The 19,116-nt window shown below is 67.6% G+C and carries 21 protein-coding genes; 14 read left to right on the top strand and 7 right to left on the bottom strand.

Translation table 11 applies throughout. The features are described from left to right. The first annotated feature begins 61 nt into the window (after positions 1-61). Positions 62-445: a glycine cleavage system protein GcvH gene (gcvH, locus tag ACZ5KP_RS06650; RefSeq protein ID WP_460923266.1), complete on the top strand. Its 384-nt coding sequence runs from the start codon at positions 62-64 to the stop codon at positions 443-445. A 65-nt stretch (positions 446-510) separates the two neighbouring features. On the opposite strand, the gene ACZ5KP_RS06645 is transcribed toward gcvH, so the two are convergent. After that, a complete protein-coding gene (locus ACZ5KP_RS06645; protein WP_460923268.1) occupies positions 511-864 on the bottom strand; it encodes a winged helix-turn-helix domain-containing protein in 354 nt (117 codons plus the stop codon). 167 nt (positions 865-1,031) lie between these two features. Between ACZ5KP_RS06645 and ACZ5KP_RS06640 the strand changes: the two genes are divergently transcribed. Together ACZ5KP_RS06640 and ACZ5KP_RS06635 are read left to right on the top strand one after the other, a co-directional pair. Further along, complete coding sequence (locus tag ACZ5KP_RS06640; protein ID WP_460923270.1) at positions 1,032-1,370, top strand: hypothetical protein; 339 nt, start codon at positions 1,032-1,034, stop codon at positions 1,368-1,370. Positions 1,371-1,435: 65 nt separating this feature from the next. After that, a complete protein-coding gene (locus tag ACZ5KP_RS06635; RefSeq protein ID WP_460923272.1) occupies positions 1,436-1,762 on the top strand; it encodes a DUF7126 family protein in 327 nt (108 codons plus the stop codon). A 630-nt stretch (positions 1,763-2,392) separates the two neighbouring features. On the opposite strand, the gene ACZ5KP_RS06630 is transcribed toward ACZ5KP_RS06635, so the two are convergent. After that, a complete protein-coding gene (locus ACZ5KP_RS06630) occupies positions 2,393-4,084 on the bottom strand; it encodes an amidase (RefSeq protein ID WP_460923274.1) in 1,692 nt (563 codons plus the stop codon). A 215-nt stretch (positions 4,085-4,299) separates the two neighbouring features. Here ACZ5KP_RS06630 and ACZ5KP_RS06625 point away from each other — a divergent pair, with 215 nt between their 5' ends. Continuing rightward, the gene (locus ACZ5KP_RS06625; protein WP_464761896.1) at positions 4,300-4,812 is read left to right on the top strand and encodes a DUF7126 family protein; all 513 of its coding nucleotides are present in this window, start codon (positions 4,300-4,302) and stop codon (positions 4,810-4,812) included. Between the two features lie 68 nt (positions 4,813-4,880). Here the strand turns inward: ACZ5KP_RS06625 and ACZ5KP_RS06620 are convergent, their stop codons facing one another. Both ACZ5KP_RS06620 and ACZ5KP_RS06615 read right to left on the bottom strand, forming a co-directional pair. Then, a complete protein-coding gene (locus ACZ5KP_RS06620; RefSeq protein WP_460923276.1) occupies positions 4,881-5,345 on the bottom strand; it encodes a low molecular weight phosphatase family protein in 465 nt (154 codons plus the stop codon). 341 nt (positions 5,346-5,686) lie between these two features. Then, positions 5,687-6,592 carry a YkgJ family cysteine cluster protein gene (locus ACZ5KP_RS06615; protein WP_460923278.1) on the bottom strand — a complete coding sequence of 302 codons (906 nt, stop codon included), beginning with the start codon at positions 6,590-6,592 and terminating at the stop codon, positions 5,687-5,689. A 280-nt stretch (positions 6,593-6,872) separates the two neighbouring features. On the opposite strand from ACZ5KP_RS06615, the gene ACZ5KP_RS06610 reads away from it, so the two are divergent. The 6 genes from ACZ5KP_RS06610 to ACZ5KP_RS06585 all read left to right on the top strand — a co-directional run bounded on the left by ACZ5KP_RS06610 (position 6,873) and on the right by ACZ5KP_RS06585 (position 13,780). Next, positions 6,873-8,015, top strand: coding sequence for a PstS family phosphate ABC transporter substrate-binding protein (locus ACZ5KP_RS06610; RefSeq protein ID WP_460923280.1), 1,143 nt, complete (start codon positions 6,873-6,875; stop codon positions 8,013-8,015). 64 nt (positions 8,016-8,079) lie between these two features. Beyond that, entirely contained in the window at positions 8,080-9,132 is a 1,053-nt protein-coding gene (gene pstC / locus ACZ5KP_RS06605; RefSeq protein ID WP_460923282.1) for a phosphate ABC transporter permease subunit PstC, read from the top strand. Next, the gene (gene pstA, locus ACZ5KP_RS06600; RefSeq protein ID WP_460923284.1) at positions 9,129-10,778 is read left to right on the top strand and encodes a phosphate ABC transporter permease PstA; all 1,650 of its coding nucleotides are present in this window, start codon (positions 9,129-9,131) and stop codon (positions 10,776-10,778) included. The genes pstC and pstA overlap by 4 nt, the downstream gene beginning before the upstream one ends. Positions 10,779-10,784: 6 nt before the next feature. Then, positions 10,785-11,684 carry a phosphate ABC transporter ATP-binding protein PstB gene (gene pstB, locus ACZ5KP_RS06595; RefSeq protein WP_460923286.1) on the top strand — a complete coding sequence of 300 codons (900 nt, stop codon included), beginning with the start codon at positions 10,785-10,787 and terminating at the stop codon, positions 11,682-11,684. A gap of 7 nt (positions 11,685-11,691) precedes the next feature. Then, positions 11,692-12,435 carry a phosphate signaling complex protein PhoU gene (phoU, locus tag ACZ5KP_RS06590; RefSeq protein ID WP_460923288.1) on the top strand — a complete coding sequence of 248 codons (744 nt, stop codon included), beginning with the start codon at positions 11,692-11,694 and terminating at the stop codon, positions 12,433-12,435. 43 nt (positions 12,436-12,478) lie between these two features. Further along, positions 12,479-13,780: an AbrB/MazE/SpoVT family DNA-binding domain-containing protein gene (locus ACZ5KP_RS06585; protein ID WP_460923290.1), complete on the top strand. Its 1,302-nt coding sequence runs from the start codon at positions 12,479-12,481 to the stop codon at positions 13,778-13,780. On the opposite strand, the gene ACZ5KP_RS06580 is transcribed toward ACZ5KP_RS06585, so the two are convergent. Further along, on the bottom strand, positions 13,777-14,502 hold the full coding sequence (locus tag ACZ5KP_RS06580) for an enoyl-CoA hydratase/isomerase family protein (RefSeq protein ID WP_460923292.1): 726 nt from the start codon (positions 14,500-14,502) through the stop codon (positions 13,777-13,779). The two genes, ACZ5KP_RS06585 and ACZ5KP_RS06580, sit on opposite strands and share 4 nt — an antisense overlap. Positions 14,503-14,612: 110 nt before the next feature. Here ACZ5KP_RS06580 and ACZ5KP_RS06575 point away from each other — a divergent pair, with 110 nt between their 5' ends. From ACZ5KP_RS06575 to ACZ5KP_RS06560, 4 genes are all read left to right on the top strand, one after another. Continuing rightward, on the top strand, positions 14,613-15,029 hold the full coding sequence (locus ACZ5KP_RS06575) for an SRPBCC family protein (RefSeq protein ID WP_460923294.1): 417 nt from the start codon (positions 14,613-14,615) through the stop codon (positions 15,027-15,029). 77 nt (positions 15,030-15,106) lie between these two features. Beyond that, positions 15,107-16,315, top strand: coding sequence for a pyridoxal-phosphate-dependent aminotransferase family protein (locus ACZ5KP_RS06570; protein WP_460923296.1), 1,209 nt, complete (start codon positions 15,107-15,109; stop codon positions 16,313-16,315). A gap of 352 nt (positions 16,316-16,667) precedes the next feature. Continuing rightward, entirely contained in the window at positions 16,668-17,336 is a 669-nt protein-coding gene (locus tag ACZ5KP_RS06565) for a DUF7114 family protein (RefSeq protein ID WP_460923298.1), read from the top strand. A 172-nt stretch (positions 17,337-17,508) separates the two neighbouring features. Further along, entirely contained in the window at positions 17,509-18,258 is a 750-nt protein-coding gene (locus tag ACZ5KP_RS06560; RefSeq protein WP_460923300.1) for a PspA/IM30 family protein, read from the top strand. A 170-nt stretch (positions 18,259-18,428) separates the two neighbouring features. Here ACZ5KP_RS06560 and ACZ5KP_RS06555 read toward each other — a convergent pair whose 3' ends face one another. Together ACZ5KP_RS06555 and ACZ5KP_RS06550 are read right to left on the bottom strand one after the other, a co-directional pair. Then, positions 18,429-18,584 carry a hypothetical protein gene (locus tag ACZ5KP_RS06555; protein WP_460923302.1) on the bottom strand — a complete coding sequence of 52 codons (156 nt, stop codon included), beginning with the start codon at positions 18,582-18,584 and terminating at the stop codon, positions 18,429-18,431. Then, complete coding sequence (locus ACZ5KP_RS06550) at positions 18,581-18,895, bottom strand: HalOD1 output domain-containing protein (RefSeq protein ID WP_460923304.1); 315 nt, start codon at positions 18,893-18,895, stop codon at positions 18,581-18,583. The genes ACZ5KP_RS06555 and ACZ5KP_RS06550 overlap by 4 nt, the downstream gene beginning before the upstream one ends. Positions 18,896-19,116: the final 221 nt, after the last annotated feature.

The raw sequence follows: 19,116 nt of genomic DNA, 5'->3' as shown, positions 1-19,116 counted from the left end.
CCGGACACACGGATTTACTATCCACCAGCAACGAGACCACAGCAACCGAGGATTTCCACCAATGAGCTTCGACACTCCCGACGACCGGCGCTATCTCGACTCGCACGAATGGGCACTCGAAACGGACGGCGTCGTCCGGATCGGCATCAGCGACTTCGCACAGGACGAGCTCGGTGACGTGGTGTTCGTCGAGTTCCCCGACGTCGGCGACTCGATCGCGGCGGGGGAAGCCTTCGGCGTCGTCGAGTCGATCAAGGCCGTCTCGGACCTCTACGCGCCCGTGAGCGGCGAGGTCGTCGAGGTCAACGACGAGCTGCTGGACCGCCCGGAGCTCGTCAACGACGATCCCTACGACGAGGGCTGGATGCTCGCCGTCGAGCCCGACGACGAATCGGAGCTCGAGGCGCTCCTCGACGCCGAGGCCTACCGCGAACAGGTGGAGTAGGCGCGCCGTTTTCGGATGTACACGGGCTCGTCGGCGAGCGTCATCGCGATCGCCGACGGGACCGATTACGCACCGTCTGGCCCGGGGCCAGCGGCGTTCATCGCCCCGTCGAGGCGGACGATCGCCTCGCTCACCTCGCAATGGGGGTCGAACGAGTAGCGCTGGGGTGAACTGCCCTCCACCGGCTCGAGCACCCCGATCTCGAGCAGCAGGTCCAGGTGACGGCTCACGGACTGCCGGCTGACGTCGGCCGCGGCCGCGAGTTCCGTCTGGGTGAACTGGCTGTGTGGTGGACGGTCGAGGAGCGCGTCGACGATCTTCGCGACGCTCTCGTGTCTCGCGAGGACCAACCACCCCGTCGAGCCCCGTTCGTCGTCTGGGTGGTCGGTTTCGTCGGTGTTCTGCTGTAGTTCACTCATGGTGGGCCGGTCGCCGCTCGCTATCTCGACGGCGCGTCTCACGATACGACCCGATCCATGTTAAATTCGTTGGACGTGGACGTTACTCTGACGTAGCATTGCCAGTGCTCCGGTTTTTGCCCGATGGCGCGGCGAACCCGTCGCATGTGCGAGCGCGTCGGTCTGAAGTGTCGGTTGCTCTGGAAGCTCGCCCGCCGACACGGCTGGGTGCTCCAGTCGCGGAATCGACGCTCGTTCGGTCCGCGCTCGACCCGTCGTCGCAGGGTCGGGGAGACCGTCTCGTCCAGGAACTCGTCGAGGAACCCTACGTCGATCGCGCCCGGGACGACGCTCTCTTCCCGAAGAACGATCCAGACTCGCAGGCCCTCGCCGCCGTTCGACTCCGTGAGACGTGGGGATACTCGACGCTACAGATCGAGGCGACGCTTTCCCGGTTCGAACAGGCCGGCGGGTTCGCCGCCTACGACGAGACGGTGCTCCGGCGCTCGCTGCCCAGCTGGGGGTGACCCACGTCCACACGACCGACCGCGTGTAACAAGACACATTGCCGAGGCGGCTGTCTCCTCTCGACATGACTCGCGCTGTACTCGTCGGACCGGACGCGGACGGACTCGGTGACGCTCTCGAAGCCGTCGGCGTCGTGGTCACCCGCGTCGGCGACGTCGCGACCCGCCCGGATCTCGAAGAAGCCGGTATCGTCGACGCCGAGCTGCTCGTCGTCACCGACGTCGAGGAGGCGACGACCATCCCGATCGCGACCGACCTGAATCCCGATATTCGCGCCGTGATGTACGACCGCGCCGCGCTGCCGGAGTTCGTGAGCGCGCAGACCGATCTGGCGGTCGATCCGGAGCTTCTCGGCCCCGAGGACGTGGCGGAAGCGCTCGCGGAGGGGTGACGGTTCGAATGGGCGGACGCTTTCCGTTGCTTTCTTCGACTACTGACTAACCCACGAGATCTGCCGTGGAGCTTGGACAGCAAACCGCTACGGAAGCCTCCCGCTCGACGGATCTCACTCGATGCGCGCTTCGCTCCCTTTGGTCACTGCAGTGCTTACATCGTTACATCCGACGAGTGGTCGGCCCCTTCCGGCGTCCGCCCCTGGATTCCCCCAATTATCGCGAGACCCAGATGGATCACCCCGGCGTCGCGTCGGCCGGAAGCGACCTGGCGTGAGTGTCTCAAGACCCGGAGAGCGGGTCGCGATGACTGGCGGTGTGCTCACGGAGCATGGGGTTCACTCTCCCATCAGCCACGACGGTGTCGGTCCTTCCGCGGAGGAGGGGTCCGAGTTCATCGGCTGCCAGCACGTCTGTGGGTATTGGTGGCAAGGACCGGTCAGAGCGTCGAGAGTGGCCATTGATTCCGATTGGGCGCCATCATCCCTGCAACGGTCGCCGGAACGATTTCCGGTAGTCTCCGCATCTGTTTGAGCCACCGGCCAGGTCGCGTTCTGCTCCACCGCGAACCTTACCCAACTCGAAGGATCCCCTCCGTCGACTCGCCCGGTCACTTCGGACCTGTGTCCTCAGAGCGTGCCGAACCCCTCCGGCGGCCGGCGGTGCCCGGTGGCTTGCTCGAAGGAGTACGCTATCTCCAGGAGTCGGCCTTCCGAGAATGGGCGACCGATGAGTTCTAGACCAACGGGCAGTCCGTTGTCGGTGAATCCCCCGGGAACGGTGACGGCAGGTAGGCCCGTCCCGGCACTCAGCGTACAGTTTACGCTGTCAGCGGGCTGCACTGGGACCTCGCCTTCCTCCTCTGGAATCTCCACCGGGGGACCAGATACCGTCGGATAAACGAGTGCGTCGAGGTCTTCCTCGGCCATCGTCGCCAAGAGCTGCTGTTTGTTCCCCGGTTCCGTGTCGGCGTCGTCCATCGTCCGATAGTAGTCGCGAGCAGCCAGAGCCTGGAGGTACTCCAGATTCTCGTCCATGCCCTCAATACTGACGGCGAGCGTTCCCTCCATGGAAGACATGATTCCGGGATGGAGGTTTTCGGGCTGGTCGACCAGTGCCTGTAGGTCCTCGGGCGCTTCAGGGTCGTCCAGCGTGGACAGGTAGTCGTTGAGTTCCCGATGAAACTCCAGGAAGGTGAGACTGTTGTCGTCTGGCGGGACCTCGATCGGATCAACGACATCGGCGCCTTCGGCCGACATCGTCTCGATGTTCGTCTCGACGACGTCGGTTACCGCCTGACGGGGGCTCTCCTCGTGGAGGTACTCACGGATCACGCCGATACCGGCGCCATTGAGGCCGTCCTCGTTCAGGAAGTCCGTGTAGCTCGATGGGCCGTCTTCGTTGTCACCGTCCTCACCGATCGCAGTCGTCACCGGGGGGTCCCCGTCGACGGGCACGTTACCGACGGTTCGAGCGGTCGACGGGTCGGCAGGGTCGTAGCCGACCATCACGTCGAGCATCACGGCTGCGTCGGAGACCGTCCGGGTGATGGGTCCGCCAATGTCCTGTCGTTCCGACATCGGCATGATCCCGTCTCTGCTAATCAAGCCTAACGTGCCACGGACACCGACGGCGTTGTTGAATGCGGCCGGGACACGGATCGAACCGCAGGTATCCGACCCCGTCGTCAACGTGGCAAGGTTCGCGGCGACCGAGGCACCACTTCCTCCGCTCGACCCACCGGAGACGTGCGATAAATCGTACGGCGTCGGCGTCTGGCCGCCGAGGGAGCTGTAGGTCTCCCACCGCCAGGCGAACTCATGCATGTTGACCTTGCCGATGATGATACCGCCGGCCTCGCGGAACCATTGAACGGTCGTGGCGTCGTCCGGCGGGTGCACGCCTTCGAGAGCGAGGGATCCCCCGGTCGTGGGCATGTCTCCCGTATCGAAGTTGTCCTTGAGTGCGATGGGGATCCCATGAAGCGGGCCGGCGGGTCCCGACTCCTCGAGCTCCGCGTCCAGTTCCTGGGCCCTTTCAAGGGCGTCGTCGTTCACGTGGAGGAAGGCGTTCAGTTCGTCCCCGTAGGCCTCGATACGATTGAGATACCGCTGGGTCAACGCCTCCGCAGAGAGGTCTCCACTTGCCATCGCGCTGTGGATTTCCGAAACCGTCGCGTCCAGGAACTCGAACTCCTCACTGGACGGTGCGTCCCCGTCCTCAGCCTCACCCGTCTCGTTCTCTCCGGAGTTGTCCGAGGACCCCAGACATCCCGAGAGCAGGGCCGCACCGGACGCGCTCAGCACGCCGAGCGATTTCATTGCGACTCGTCGCGATACCGTTCGACTGTCAGCATCGTGTCTTCGTTCCATTCTGCAACCGTCGCGTGCTCTCCACCTCAGGGGAATAAGAACTCGCCATATATCGATAGTATCTGATAATCTTCCTGTAAGAAGCTAAAATTCTATAGAATAGTTGTGGGAGCACCTTATTACTTGGAGTATTCGTATAATATCAGATAAACCTATTTCGTTGAATCGCAACACCGCCACTTCACAGGATTCACGACGCCAGACCGGGTTCCGAAGGCCCGCTGCAGAGCTCCCCGACGCTACACGATTTCGAGCCTATAATCGCGCCCCTCGGTCGTCGAATCGGTCAGTCACAGCTGGGCGTCTTACGAGCGCCACGCTGGACTTTTACCCTCCTCGCCGAACGCAGGAACTGTCTCCCCACCGGCCAGTGCCGCCCACTCGTCGATACCGCCGTCGACCCAGGATTCGCCCTCGTCCAACTACTCCTTCGCCCGCTCGCGCCAGCCGTCGCTGACGGCCAGAGTCCCCGGCGCCGACGCCGCGGGATCCGTCGGGGGCTTGTTGTCGAGGAGGCGACGACCATCCCCATCGCGACCGACCTGAACCCCGACGTTCGCGCAGTAATGTACGACCGCGCCGCGCTGCCCGAGTTCGTGAGCGCACAGACCGATCTGGCGGTCGACCCGGAGCTGCTCAGACCGGAGGACGTGGCGGCAGCGCTCGCGGAGGACTGAGGGGTCGCGAGCTGCTGATGAGAGTCCCGTCGCTCTCGCCGTTCGAATCACTCGACGAATTCCAGCACTCACTCCCCGCTGCCGACTTCGAGATCGCTGCTGACCTCGTCGAACAGCGTGCGAACGTTCCCCTCGATCTCGTCGCGAATCTCCCGGACGCGCTCGGGCTCCTTGCCGTCGGGATCGTCGAGCGCCCAGTCTCGAATATCGACGTCTGCCCCGACCTCGCCCACGTCGAGCGTCGAGCAGCCCATCGTGGCGACGTAGTCACAGGACCGTAACTCCTCGATCGAGATTTCCCGCGGGGTGCGCCCGGCGAGGTCGAACCCGGCGTCGGCCATCGCGTCGACGACCTCGTCGTGGACGTGGTCGGCCGGGTCGGTCCCGCCGGTCAGGATCTCGACGCTGTCCTCTAGCCCGCGTCGCTCCCGTTCGCGCTCTGCGAAGGCCGTCGACATCTGGGAACGGCCGGCGTTCTGGACGCACATGAAGGCGATGCGAATCGGGTCGGCTGCGTCGGTAGTGGGTGCCATGAGTCTGGAAGCCGTCAGTGGGTCGATCGCGTCGGTGGCGCCTGCGCCGTCACGAGCTGTGGCCTCGACGCGACGCCCCTCGGCCTGTCGCCCGGCGAACGACGACTCGCTCGGTCGCGCCGTCGCATACCGATTGGCGACGCTTCGATTGAAGGTTCCGGTTTGGCGGTCATTCTCCCTCTTGTGCTCCTGTATTTGGATATATGTCTGATTATATCGGCACTTTCGCGTATATAGCGATACTACTTCCACTCGCGTTCTCCCTCCACTCGCGTTCGCTCTCGGACGCCGTGCTCGATCCGCGCCGCTGGTGGGCAGCGTGCTCGACGTGATCAGAGCCGTCAGTCCCACCCGGGGGTCTCGGGAGCTCCACGAGCGGCCTCCACGCGTTCGCCGAGCCCGGGATCGGCCGGTTCGTCTCCGTTCTCGTCCGCCAGCTCCTCCCACTCCTCGATCGCACCGCTCACCCACGACTCCCCATCGTCGAACGCCTCGCGTGCGCGCTCGCGCCAGTCATCGCTCACGGCCAGCGTTCCCGGCGCGGACGCCGCGGCGACGGTGGCGAACGTCCGCCGATCCGCTCGCGTCGCGGTGTCCGTTGCGATCCGTTCGACCGTCCCAGCGAGCGCTTCGGGCTCCGGGTGTGCGAACAGCTTCGCACCGAGGGCCTCCGGGCCGAGCCCGACGCCTGGCGGATCCGTGGGGGGTTCGTCGTCGAGCAGGCGCTCGCCGCCGCCGGCTTCCTCGACGCGCTCGCACTCGGTGTCCTGGTCGAGCAAGAGGTTGAAGCCCGGATACGCCGCGCAGGCGTTGGGGTAGAGCTCGGTGTCGTGGATCCGGCACTGGAGGGTCTCGGGATCGAGGAACGCACAGGTCGGGAGCCACGTCGGCTCTTCGCGACCCGCCGGGGCGACGGGTTTGGGGGGTTTCCGGAGCCCGACGTAGAACACCGGCCGTCCGTTCACGCCGGCGAGCGAGTAGCCGTCGATCTCGACCGGTGCGGTCGTGGCGTCGTCCTCACCGTCCTCCTCACCGTCGTCCTCGGGAAGCGTCCAGAGTCGGGGCCGCAGGGCGTCGCCGTGGCCCGCCTCGAGCATCGCCCGGATCTCGTCGCGCTCCAGCGGGACGAAGTTCGTGGATTCGTCGAGCGGCTGGCGCTCGCCAGCGTGCTCGGGATCGTCGACGTCGGGTGCGAGCGCGTGCCAGTCGACGCAACAGCCGGCACAGCCCTCACAGTCCACGCGCATACGAGACGTTCGGGCTCGCCGGACAAAAGGATCGTCACGGGCCGGACGGAACCGCGGTCGGCGGCTAGCCGGGCGACCGGCCCGCTCGGCATCGGACCGTTTCGACCCGTGGTATTCGGCTGGTGGACGCGGGCCGGTCAGTAGGGATACGTAGTATCAACAGAGGGCTATATAGCTCTCGCCACCGCTCGAATCCGGTGTGTATAGGGGGTTAACGGGGTGTATCTCCCCGGACCACTATTATAAACTGTCTTACTATTAACCGGGCTGTTCTCACGTGATGGCACGCGAGTCAGCGTCCGATTCCGACCTCGTATCGCGGCGAAAGATCATCCTCGGCACCGGCGCTGCGGGCGCAGCGATGCTGGCTGGCTGTTCGAGTGGCGACGGGGGCGGCGACGACGGAAACAACAGCGGCGACGGGCAGGGCCAGGACAACTCCGGCGACGGCACTGCTGGCAGCATGGACACGAGCGTCCTGACCGGCGACGGCTCCTCGACGGTGTTCCCGATCACGAACGACGGCGCGAGCTACTGGAACTCCAACCCCGAGGCCGGCGACGGCGACTACTGGCCCTCCGAGTGGGCAGACGAGTACGGTACGGACATGCGCCTCGCGGACTACTTCGCCCAGCAGTACGGCTACGAGCCGACGGGCAAGCGCTCGAGCCCGCCGTTCCGCGTCTCGATCGCACTCTCCCACTCCGGGACCGGCATCGAGGGCGTCATGGAGGAGCGCGTCGACATCGGCGACTCCTCCGCACCGGCAGCGGCCGAGCTCGCCGGAAGCGACCCCAGCGAGGAGACGCTCAACAACTTCGTCGACCACGTCGTCGGCGTCGACGGCCAGCCCATCGTCGTGAGCAACGAGATCGCGGACGCGGGCGTCGAGTCGATCACAATCGAAGAACTGCGGAGCATCTACCGTCAGGAGATCACCAACTGGAGCGAGCTCGGTGGACCGGACCGCGACATCCTCGCACTCGGTCGCGCGGCGAACTCCGGAACGGCGACCTCGTTCCGCTCGAACGTCTTCGGTGACCCCAACGCCGACACCAGCCCCGACCAGCGCTTCGGCCAAAACCAGCAGCTCCAGCAGGCCGTCTCCCAGGCCGACAACGCGATCACTTACATCGCGCTCGCGTTCGTCGAGCCCGACGGCGGTACTCCGCCCGTCGACCTGGAAATCGACGGCACCACCTACTCCTACGGCGAGAACCTCGGTGCAGCCGAGTACCCGCTCTCGCGGGACCTCCACGCCTACACCTGGCAGGACACCTCCCGGAAGGAGGCCTGTTTCATCAACTTCCTGCTGAGTGACTTCGGCCAGGAGACGTTCGTCGCCGGGAACAACTACTTCCAGCTCCCCCAGGACCGCCTGGAGACCCAGCGCGAGAAGGTCGCTGCGTCGAACTACGAGTAGCGCACTCGCCTCACAGTTTTTGTTCGCCACGCATGGACGACACCACCATTCAACGGACGGGATCATGATCGACGAGTACAGCTCCCGAACACCCGACGGCGCGATCACGATGCATCTGCTGATGGGGGTGCTCGTCCTCGCCGTGGCGGTGCTGTTTGCACTGGGCACCGGACTCGCCAGCGTCCCGCTGCTCGGGCTGATCGCGGTGACTGCCTACGGCTGGATCAGGTACGAGGGCGAGACCGCGAAAGCGCTCACGCTGTTGGCGACCGCGCTCACCGTGTCGATCCTGGCGCTGATCGTGGGCTATCTCATCTGGCACTCCCTGCCCGCGATCGAGAAAGTCGGGCTCGAACTGTTCACCGGCGGTACCTCGTGGGACGCGGAGGCCAGCGGGGACACGGGCTCGTTCTCGCTCACGCCGATGTTGATGGGGACGGCGCTGACCACCCTCATCGCGACGGCGATCGCGGCGCCGCTTGGCATCGCTGGCGCGGTGTTTCTCAGCGAGCTGGCACCCCCGAGAGTCCGGGCCGTCGTCAAGCCCGGCGTCGAGTTGCTCGCGGGAATCCCCTCGATCACGTACGGGTTCGTCGGGCTCACGCTCGTCAATCAGTACTTCTTCATGCAGTTCCAGACGCCCGCGATCGCGTCGTACTTCGCTGCCGGGCTGATGATCGGGCTGATGGCGCTGCCGACCGTCGTCACGGTCGCCGAGGACGCGCTCTCCTCCGTCCCCGAGTCGATGAAGGGCGGCTCGCTCGCGGTCGGGTCGACGGAGTGGCAGACCACGAAGAGCGTCACGCTGCCAGCGGCGCTTTCCGGCGTCTCCGCCGCCGTCCTGCTCGGCGTCGGCCGGGCGATGGGCGAGACGATGGCGGCGACGGTGATGCTCTCTCACACGAAGGGGTTCCCGAGTCCCTTCTTCGACGTGTTCTCTCGCTGGGGCGAGACGCTCACCACCGTGATCGCGTTCGAGGCGCCGAACGCGGGCGGGCTCCACGAGAGCGTGCTGTTCGCCGCCGGCGCCGTGCTCTTCTTCACGGTGATGAGTCTGAGCATCGCCGCACAGTGGATCGAGTGGCGGATGCACCGCAAACTGGGTGGTGACGCGTGAGCACGATCGATCGGCGCTCCGTCGTCACGGGCGACGCGACGGTTCGACGCGCGCTCGCGCTCCCGGCGCTCGCAGCGTCCCTGCTCTCGGTGATCGTCGGCTGGCTGGCACTCCTCCAGCAGGTCGGCCATGGCGATCGCTATCTCGGCGTCACGGTGCTCGACCTGCTCGCTGGATCGCTGCTCCTGCAGGGTGCCGTGATCCTCGCGATCGGCGTCGGTAGCTACGTCGGCGCGATCAGAGCGACGCCGGACGCGTCCGCGGGCTCGTTCACCGGAACCGTCGTCGGGCTGGTCTGGGGCGTCGTCATTTCCGCGATCGTGACCGTCCACCTCGGCGTCTCGCTGGTCTACTGGGCCGCGGGCGTGCCGCTCCCAGCCGGGCTGCTGGTCGGCGTCGTCGGTGGCGTCCTCGCCTTCCTGGCGACGGTGCTCCCGCGCGAGGACGTGGGTGCGTCGATCCCGATGGGACTGTTCCTGGCCCCGATCGGCCTCGCGATGCTCGTTGGTCCGCTCGAAACCCCCTGGACCTGGGAGCCCGGCTGGACGGAGGCGGTGTTTCCCGGCAGCGAGGTCCTGCCGTTCCTCGTGATCGTCGGCTCGCTACTCGGCTGCTGGACGCTGGCCAAGATGGAGGAAGGTTTCGGTGCGAGAGGCCGCGAACGTGGCGCATTCTACCTGATCGGCTGCTCGATCGGTGGCATGCTCGGCGTGCTCGGCATCCTCATCTTCTTCATCGTCAAGAAAGGGTTGGACACCCTGCTGACCGGTGCGGGGTTCCACGGGATGGGCGGGCGGCTCGTCCTCCCCTACGTACCGTTCGACGTCCCGTGGGTCGACGTCTCCCTCCCGTTCCTGCTCAACGTGCCGGGCAGCCTCTTCGTCGAGGTTCCGGGCGTCTGGCCCGCGGTCGTCGGCACGATCTGGCTGGTCATCGGCGCGGTCGTGATCGCCGTGCCGATGGGGATCGGCGCCGCGGTCTTCCTGACCGAGTACGTCGAACGCGGCCGGATCACGCAGGTCGTCGAGGTCGTCACCAACGGGCTCTGGAGCACGCCGAGCATCGTGTTCGGGCTGTTCGGGATGGCGTTCCTGCTCCCCCGGCTCAGCAACGGCGGTCGCTCGATGATCGCCGGGCAGGTCGTGCTTGCGTTCATGCTGTTGCCCCTGGTCGTGATCACGAGCAGAGAGTCGATTCTCGCCGTCCCCGACGAGTACCGCGACGCGAGCGCCGCGCTCGGCGTCTCGCGCTGGAAAACCATCCGGAGCGTCGTGCTCCCGGCGGCGATGCCCGGCGTCATTACGGGCGTCATCCTCGGCGTCGGCCGGATCGCTGGCGAAACGGCGCCGTTGCTGCTCGTGTTCGGCGGAAGCCCCTACCCGCAGCAAGACTGGCAGATCATGGAGTCCTGGCAGTTCAGCCTCCAGCCGCCGTTCGTCTCGAACCCCGAGCTGACCCGGCGGGGCACCGCGCTCCCCTTCCAGCTCTACACCTCGATCACCTCCGGCAACGTTCCCGGAGAGACGTTCACCAACACCGAGTTCGGGTGGGGCACCGCGCTTGTCCTCCTGATCGTCGTGATGGGATTCTACGCGATCGGCGTCGCCAGCCGGCTCTACTTCCAGCGCAAACTGAACTACGAGTGATCACCGATGACCGAAGCCAAAGCCACGCAGACGACCGACGCACAGCGATCGACCACCACCGGCGAGACCGAGGAGCGCGTCGAGGACCACTGGCGCAACTACGAGTTCGCCGGCGAGCCCAAGCTCACCGTCGAGGACCTCGACGTCTACTACGGCGACGAGCAGGCGCTCCAGGGCGTCTCGATGGAGATCCCCGAGGAGAGCGTCACCGCGCTCATCGGCCCATCCGGCTGTGGAAAATCCACGTACCTGCGCTGTCTCAACCGGATGAACGACCGGATCAAGAGCGCACGTGTCGACGGCTCCGTCGCGCTGGAGGGCCAGGAGCTCTACCAGGACGGCGTGGACCTCGTCGAACTCCGCCGCCGGATCGGGATGGTGTTCCAGTCGCCCAATCCGTTCCCGAAGTCGATCCGGGACAACGTCTCCTACGGCCCGCGCAAGCACGGCGACATCTCGACGGGGCTGCTCCCGAAGCTGCTCGGCCGGGACAACACCGCCGAGCGCGACGAGCTGGTCGAGCGCTGTCTGCGACAGGCGGCGCTCTGGGACGAGGTCGAGGACCGCCTCGGCGACAACGCCCTCGGGCTCTCCGGCGGCCAGCAACAGCGGCTCTGCATCGCCCGCTGTCTCGCCGTCGATCCCGACGTCATCCTGATGGACGAGCCCGCGTCGGCGCTGGACCCGATCGCGACCGCGAAGATCGAGGACCTCATCGAGGAGCTCGCCGAGGACTACACCGTCGTCGTCGTGACCCACAACATGCAGCAGGCGGCGCGGATCTCCGACCAGACGGCGGTGTTCCTCACCGGCGGCGAACTCGTCGAGTACGGCGACACCGACCAGGTCTTCGAGAACCCCGAGAGCCAGCGCGTCGAGGACTACATCACCGGCAAGTTCGGGTGATCTCGCGGTGCCCCGCGAGTCCTTTCAGGACGACCTCGACCGGCTCCAGGCCGACGTCGTCGGCATGGGCGATCACGTGCTCGCCCAGCTCGACGACGCCCTGACGGCGCTGGAGACGGCCGACGCCGACCTCGCCCGCGAGGTCGTCGACGGCGACGCCGCCGTCAACGAGCGCTACCTCGACCTCGAGGCGCGCTGCGTCGACCTGTTCGCGCTGCAACAGCCCGTCGCGAGCGACCTCCGGTTCGTCGCTGCCTCGTTCAAGATCCTCACCGATCTCGAGCGCGTCGGCGACCTCGCGACGAACCTCGGCCAGTACGCGCTGGCGGCGGGCGACGACGGCGGCCCGCTCCTCGTTGCCTCGGCCAACGACGCAGGGGCGGCGGAATCGGCGACCGTCGATGCACCGCCCGCGAGCGTCACCGAGATCGGCCGGGACGCCCAGGCGATGTTCGTCGACGCGATGGCGGCGTTCGAAAACGACGACGCCGACGCCTGCACCGAGATCGCACAGCGCGACGACGCGCTCGACGTGCTCTGTCAGCGCGCGGGCGAGGAGGTCGTCCGGGAGCTGCTCGCGACCGGGACGGATCCGGAGACAGCGACGGAGTGGGACGTCGAGGCTGCGCTCGACGACGTCTCACGGCTGCTGCTCACGATCCGGGACCTCGAACGCGTCGGCGACCACGCGGTGAACGTCGCCGCACGAACGTACTACATGGTCGAACACGACCCGACCCTGATCGTCTGATGACGACGAACTTCCGACGCCCGGTACGACGCGCACGATTCCCATGACACGCGAAACGCGCAAGATCCAGAAGGTCGGCGGCTCGACGTACAGCGTCTCGCTGCCAAAATCGTGGGCGGAGGCGCAGGGACTCGCCGCCGGCTCGCCCGTCACCGTCTCCGCCCATCCCGAGGACGTCCTCGTCGTCGAGCCCGGCGAGGGCGAGGAGTTCGCCGAACGCACGGTCCGCGTCGAGCAGACCGATCCCGATCGACTGGCGTCGATCGTCCGGGCGGCCTACGCCGGCGGCCTGGACGCCCTCGAGATCGAGGCAACGGACGTGCTGACGCGGGAACAGCGCCGCGCAGTCGGGCGGGTCACCGAGGAGCTGCCCGGCTCCGCCGTCGTCGAGGAACGCGAGGACCGGATCGTGGTCCGCGTCCTGCTCGACGGAGCGGAGGTGTCGATCGAGCAGTCCGTTCGCCAGCTCGCGTTCGTGACGACGGCGCTGCACCGGGAGGCGATCGAGGCGTTCCTCGGTGAGGCGGGCGCCGAGGCGGATTCCTCTTCATCCTCTTCCACCTCATCTTCCTCGTCAGCCACCTCATCCTCCTCTTCACCCTCCTCATCCTCGTCAACCACCTCCTCCCCCGATTCCTCCGCTGACGCCGACGAGCCGCGGGGATCGACGCCCGATCCGGCCGATCGCCACGCCGAGGCCGACCGCCTGTTCGCGCTCGTCGACCGGCACTTCCAGCGCGGGCTCTCCCGCGTCCTGACCGTCGATGGACTCGACGCCACCCGGCGAGAGCTCGCCGACTGCCGCGCGACTGCGCGGGAGCTCCAGCGGATCGCCGCCGACGCTCGTCGGCTCGGGTCGCTCTCGATGCGCGACGAAGCCGGCGATCGTGCCGCAAATTCGGCTGCGCCGGCGCTCCGCGATCTCGGCGAGCGGGCCTGTGACGTGGTCGAGAGCGCGACCGCCACGGTCGCGGGCGACGCCGACGCCGCCGGGGCGCCCGCGGTGCTCGACCGTGGCGAGCGACTCCGCGACGACGTCGTCGCGGCCGAGCAGGAGCGTCTCGCCGCCGGCAGCCATCCGGAGGCCCGGGCGCTCGCGCTCTGTCGCCGGACGGTCGATCACGGGTTGGCGATCGCGCGGCTCGGCCTCCGGGGCGCGATTCGCCGCGGCGAACTGGCTGCGCTGCCGACCGCCGCCGATGCGCACTCCTCGGGGTCCGGCACGATCCTGGAGGAGGTTTCGTCGAACGGCGGCGAGCCCGGCGAGCCGGTCGATCCGATCGACGGCGACGGTGCGGTGGACGCGGAGCTGTCGGACGCGGCATCCGACGCGGACGGCGACTAGCGAGACTGGCGCGCTGCGTCCCCGTCTCGGTTCTCGAACAGCTCCCCGAACGCCTGGGCTTCCCGCTCCTCCTGCGTCGCTCGATCCACGTCGTCCCTGAGCCGCCGTTTCACCGTCCGGAGGGCCGCCGGGTCGACGCCAGCGAGTTCCGCGGCGACTGCAGTGATCTCCGTGGATCCATCGACGATCCGTGAAACGAGCCCGATCCGCAGCGCTTCTGCCGCGTCGATCACCCGGCCCGAGCACGCGAGGTCCATCGCGTCGCCAAGCCCGCAGACCTCGCGGAGCCGGACCGTTCCGCCCCACGCGCCGAAGAGGCCAAACTCGACGCCGGGCTCGCCCAGCGTCGCCGCCGGCGTGGCGACGCGGAGGTCGCAGGCGAGCGCGAGTTCGAGCCCGCCACCGCGCGCCGCGCCGTCGATTCCAGCCACGACGACCGGCTCCGACTCGGCGATGGCCCGTGCGACTCGCTGGCCGTGGCGGGCGAACGCTTCGGCGGCGTCCCGGTCGGGCAGTGCGTTCACAACGTCCAGGTCCGCGCCAGCACAGAAGGCGTCCCCCGCACCGCGGAGCAGCACGACGGGTTCGCTGGCGTCGGTGACGGCGGCTTCGAGCTGGCCGAGCCCCGCCGGTGTCAGCGCGTTTCGGCGCTCGGGGCGATCGAGCGTGATCGTGCGGATGGGGATGCCGGCGTCGGTGGTCCGCGTGCTCGTCCTGATCATGGCTCGCACCTGGGCCGGTGGTGGCTTTGGTGTTGTCCCAAGAACTCCATACACAGCACTCCCTGCTCGTAGTCGGGAGCCTTTACGTCTCGGCCGCCGAACCACGAGCCATGGTCGTGGAGGTCGAGCGCGTCGTGGAGGTCGACGCCGCCATCGACGAGGTGTGGGAGATCCTGTCGGATCCGGCGCGTCGGGCCCGGGCGATCAGCGTCGTCGACTCGTTCCGGGTCGAGGGCCAGGAGTACGTCTGGCAGGTCGAGCTCCCAATTCCGCTGGTCCGCCGGACGATCTCCGTGCGGACCCGCGACGAGGAGCGCGATCCGCCGACGTTCGTCCGCTTCGTCGGCAGGTCGAAGGCGTTCACCGTCGAGGGCGAGCACGAGCTGACGGCGCTGGAATCGGGGACGCGGGTTCGATCCCGGTTCGCGGTCGACGGCAAGCTGCCAGGCGTCGAGCGGTACTTCGAGCGCAACATCGACGACGAGCTATCGAATCTCGTGGGATCGATCAATGCGAAAGGGGTCTGAGCGGCGCTTTCGGGTCGTACACCCATTCATTCGCCGGGACCCCCTGATTTAGGGCGCTGGGGGTTCAGCACCCGCGCATGCCCGACGACCGAGCCAGCGATGACCCAGCCACGCCCCCCGCGGTCGGCGAGCTCACGCCGCCGAATCGCACCCTGATGGGACCGGGACCGAGCGACGTCCATCCCCGCGTCCTGCGTGCGATGAGCACGCCGCTCGTGGGCCACCTCGATCCGTCCTTCGTGGAGATCATGGACGAGGTCCAGGAGCTGCTGCGCTACACTTTCCGGACGGACAACGAGTGGACGATCCCCGTCTCCGGCACCGGCTCGGCGGCGATGGAGGCCGCGATCGGCAATACGGTCGAGCCCGGCGACACCATGCTCGTTCCGACGAACGGCTACTTCGGCGGCCGGATGGCGTCGATGGCGGAACGCGCCGGCGGCGAGGTCGTCGAGGTCGACGCGCCGTGGGGTGAGCCGCTCGACCCCGACGACGTCGCCGACGCCCTCGCGACCCACGAGCCGGACGTCTTCGGGTTCGTCCACGCGGAGACCTCGACAGGCGCGAAGCAGACCGACGTGCCGGAACTCACCGCGGCCGCTCACGACCACGACGCGCTCGTGATCGCCGACACCGTCACCTCGATCGGTGGCGTCGAACTGCGCGTCGACGAGTGGGGGATCGACGTGGCCTACGCCGGTCCGCAGAAGTGCCTCTCCTGCCCGCCGGGTGCGAGCCCGCTCACGCTCAACGACCGCGCGATGGCGAAGGTCCGCGATCGCGACGAGCCGGCCCGTTCCTGGTATCTCGATCTCTCCCTCCTCGACGACTACTGGGGCGAGGAACGCGCCTACCACCACACCGCGCCGATCACGAACGTCTACGCGCTCCGAGAGGCGCTCCGGCTCGTCGCCGAAGAGGGCATCGAGGCCCGCTGGGAACGCCACCTGTCGATGGCCGGCGCGCTCAAGGCCGGGATGGAGGCGATGGGGCTCGGGCTCAACCCCGAGGACGAGTACTGGCTCCCGAGCCTCAACGCGGTTCGCGTCCCCGACGGCGTCGACGACGGCGCCGTGATCGAGACGCTCCTCGAGAACTACGACCTCGAGATCGCCAGCGGCCTCGGCGACCTCGAGGGAGACGTCTTCCGCATCGGCTGCATGGGCCACTCCGCGCGCCCGAAGAACGTCACCTACGTCGTCGACGCCCTCGGCGAGACGCTCGAACGGATGGGCGCCGACGTCGACGCTTCGGCTGGCCGGGACGCGACGCTCGACGCGCTCTAACGTCCGGTTTCGCGCAGTTTGATTTCCCACGTGTTTCGTGGGACTGCTCGGCCACCGCCGAACGCGAGCGTTCACAATCCACCGGGGCTTCGCGCAGTTCGACAACATCCACCGGGTGGGACTGGAAGGGGCCGACCGCTCGTCGTAGCTAACGATGCAAGCACCGCAGCCGACCGGAGGGAGGCGAGGAGCGCAGCGAGTTAGCTGCGTCGAGCGGGAGGGGGCTTCCAGGCGGTTCTGCGCGGTGGAGCCACCTGCCACCCCGACCCGATCACCACCACCGTCCCGTACTCGCCCCGTTCCCTGCAGCGTTTCCAAAGGTCTTTGCCCGCAGTCCCCCAACGCCACGGCCATGGAGGAGGCCCCGCGCGTCCGCGAGGCGCTTCGGGAGTCGTTACGCTCGATCGATCCGGACCCGTTCCGGGCGCGTCTGGAGCGGACGCTCGAGGGGCGCCCGCTCACGCCGGGCGTGCTCACGGTCCGAACGGCCCGCGCGATCGACGGCGCGGTGTCCGCCGAGACTGCTGCCCACCGCGCCGCTGGCGTCCAGCTCACCTACGAGGGCCTCCGGCTCACCCGCAGACTCGTCGAGACCGAGCCCTGGCCACCCGCCGGCGAGGGCGATCCGGACGTGGACGTCGTCGCCGCGGAGGTGCTCGTCGCGAAGGGGCTCAACCAGCTCGCACACACCGGCGTCCGGGGACGCGTCGTCGAGATCATCCGGCGGTTCGGACGGACGCACTCGCGGGGCGCCGAGGAGTCGCCAGCCGGTGACGCCGCGGAACCGACCCTGGAAGCGGACTTCGTCGTGCTCGCGATCGCTGCGGGCGCGGATCTCGCCGTCCAGACGGTGCCGCCGGGGCTGATCGAGTACGCCAGGGAGCTGGCTGCGGACATCGACGCCGATCCGCTCCCCGACGACGACCGGATCGCCGACGTCGACGGGAACGTCGAGCGGATCGTCGCGGCGGTCGAGCCGTCGGCGGAGGACCGCTCGCGCTCTTCGACGATGGATCCCTGAGCGGGTTCCTTCCTCGGAACTGCCGTCGTATCGTCCAGGTACCGCAGCCTGTGGCCAACGGTGCCATACCGGATCGCTCCTGTGGCGAGCAGTCCGGGGTCCGTCACGACACGTTCGTTCCAGTCCTCGACCGTCGGTCAGGTTTTTGCGTCCGGGGTGCTATGTGCCACCTATGGGCATCCTAGCACGCGCGTCGTACGTGGTCCGGTCGAAGGTCAACGCGGCGATCGGTCGTGCGGAGGACCCCGTCGAGACGCTCGATTACTCCTACGAACAGCTCCAGGACGAACTCCAGGACGTGAAGCGTGGGATCGCCGATCTCACGACCCAGAAGAAACGCCTCGAATCCCAGCGTCGGCGCCTCGAGGAGAACGTCGCGAAACACGAGAACCAGGCGCGGCGGGCCGTCGAGCAGGATCGCGACGACCTCGCGCGCCGGGCGCTGGAGAAGAAGCGCACGAAGACGACGCAGATCGAGGAGCTGGGCCAGCGCGTCGAGGAGCTCGAGGCCACCCAGGACGAGCTCGTCGAGAAGAAGGAGCGCCTCCAGGAGCGCGTCGAGCAGTTCCGCACCCGGAAGGAGACGCTGAAGGCCCGCCACGAGGCCGCCGAGGCCAGCACCCGCGTCTCGGAAGCGGTCACGGGCGCCGGCGAGGAGCTCTCGGACGTGAACCGCGCGATCGAGCGCGCCGAGGACCGCACCGAGGAGCTAGAGGCTCGCTCGGCGGCACTGGACGAGCTCGAGGAGGAGGGCGTGCTCGAAGATCAGCTCACCGGGCGCTCCTCGCTCGAACGCGAGCTCTCGGAGCTTTCCGAAGAAGACGAGATCGACGAGGAGCTGGCCGAGATCAAGGCCTCCGTCGACGGCGCGACCACGGACGGCGACCGGCCGTCCGGCGACGCGGTCGACGGGAACGCCTAGACGATACTCGTCGGGCGGGCAGCGGTCGGGACTGCACAGTGCGGTCCGGGAACGCTCAGGGCGGTCCGGAAACACGCGGGGCGATCGTCAACGGGACCGTCCGGCGGACAGTCGATTCGGCTTCACTGGGCACTGCCGTCGGTTTCGGCTCCGATCCACTCCACCAGTAGCTACGGCGTGGCCGCGACGACCCCGTCCGACCAGATCCAGGCGTGTTCGTTCATCGGATCGGAGATGACACCGACCCGTGACTCGCCGACCTCGTACTCGTCGTACTCCTCTCTGATCTCCGGTGTGGCGTGCTCGCGCTCGGTGGAACCGGTCACGACCGATCACCCGCGCGAATCTCGTCGCCGTCGACGGTCACGCCGCCGTCGCCCTGGACCTCGACCGCGTGGCCCTCGTACTCGAAGACGATTTCGACGCTGGCGTCCGTCCGGAGGAGTCGGTTGAGGGCGTCCGTGTCGACGGTCTCGTAGAGCGGTGCCATCGTCGTCGGGTCGCTGCCGGTCGCGTCAGCGATTGCAGTCGCTACGGCGAGACTCGGGGGAGCCGTGGCGGGACTGGAGTCGGAAACGTGTCCGTCGTTCTCGTGGCTGGGCTGTACGTCTGCTTCGTCGGTCGTTGCAGCTTCCATGTATTGGTCCTGTGGGGGAGGACGGCTATCGGTGTGTTCGGTACGTGTATTTGCCCCGCATCGTCCGGGGGGTATAGATATTGGATCCGGACCTGCCCGCGCTCGAGGAACGGCCGACGGGGCGGGGGTGAGTCGCGGTCCATCTCTGGCTGCGTTCGCGCCGCCGGTGGGAACTACCCCGCCCGTTTCCGACGCCAGTCGGTCGGCGTCCGGACGGCAGC

It is taken from the genome of Salinarchaeum chitinilyticum, assembly GCF_055390775.1.
This window is presented reverse-complemented; position numbering and strand designations above follow the sequence as displayed.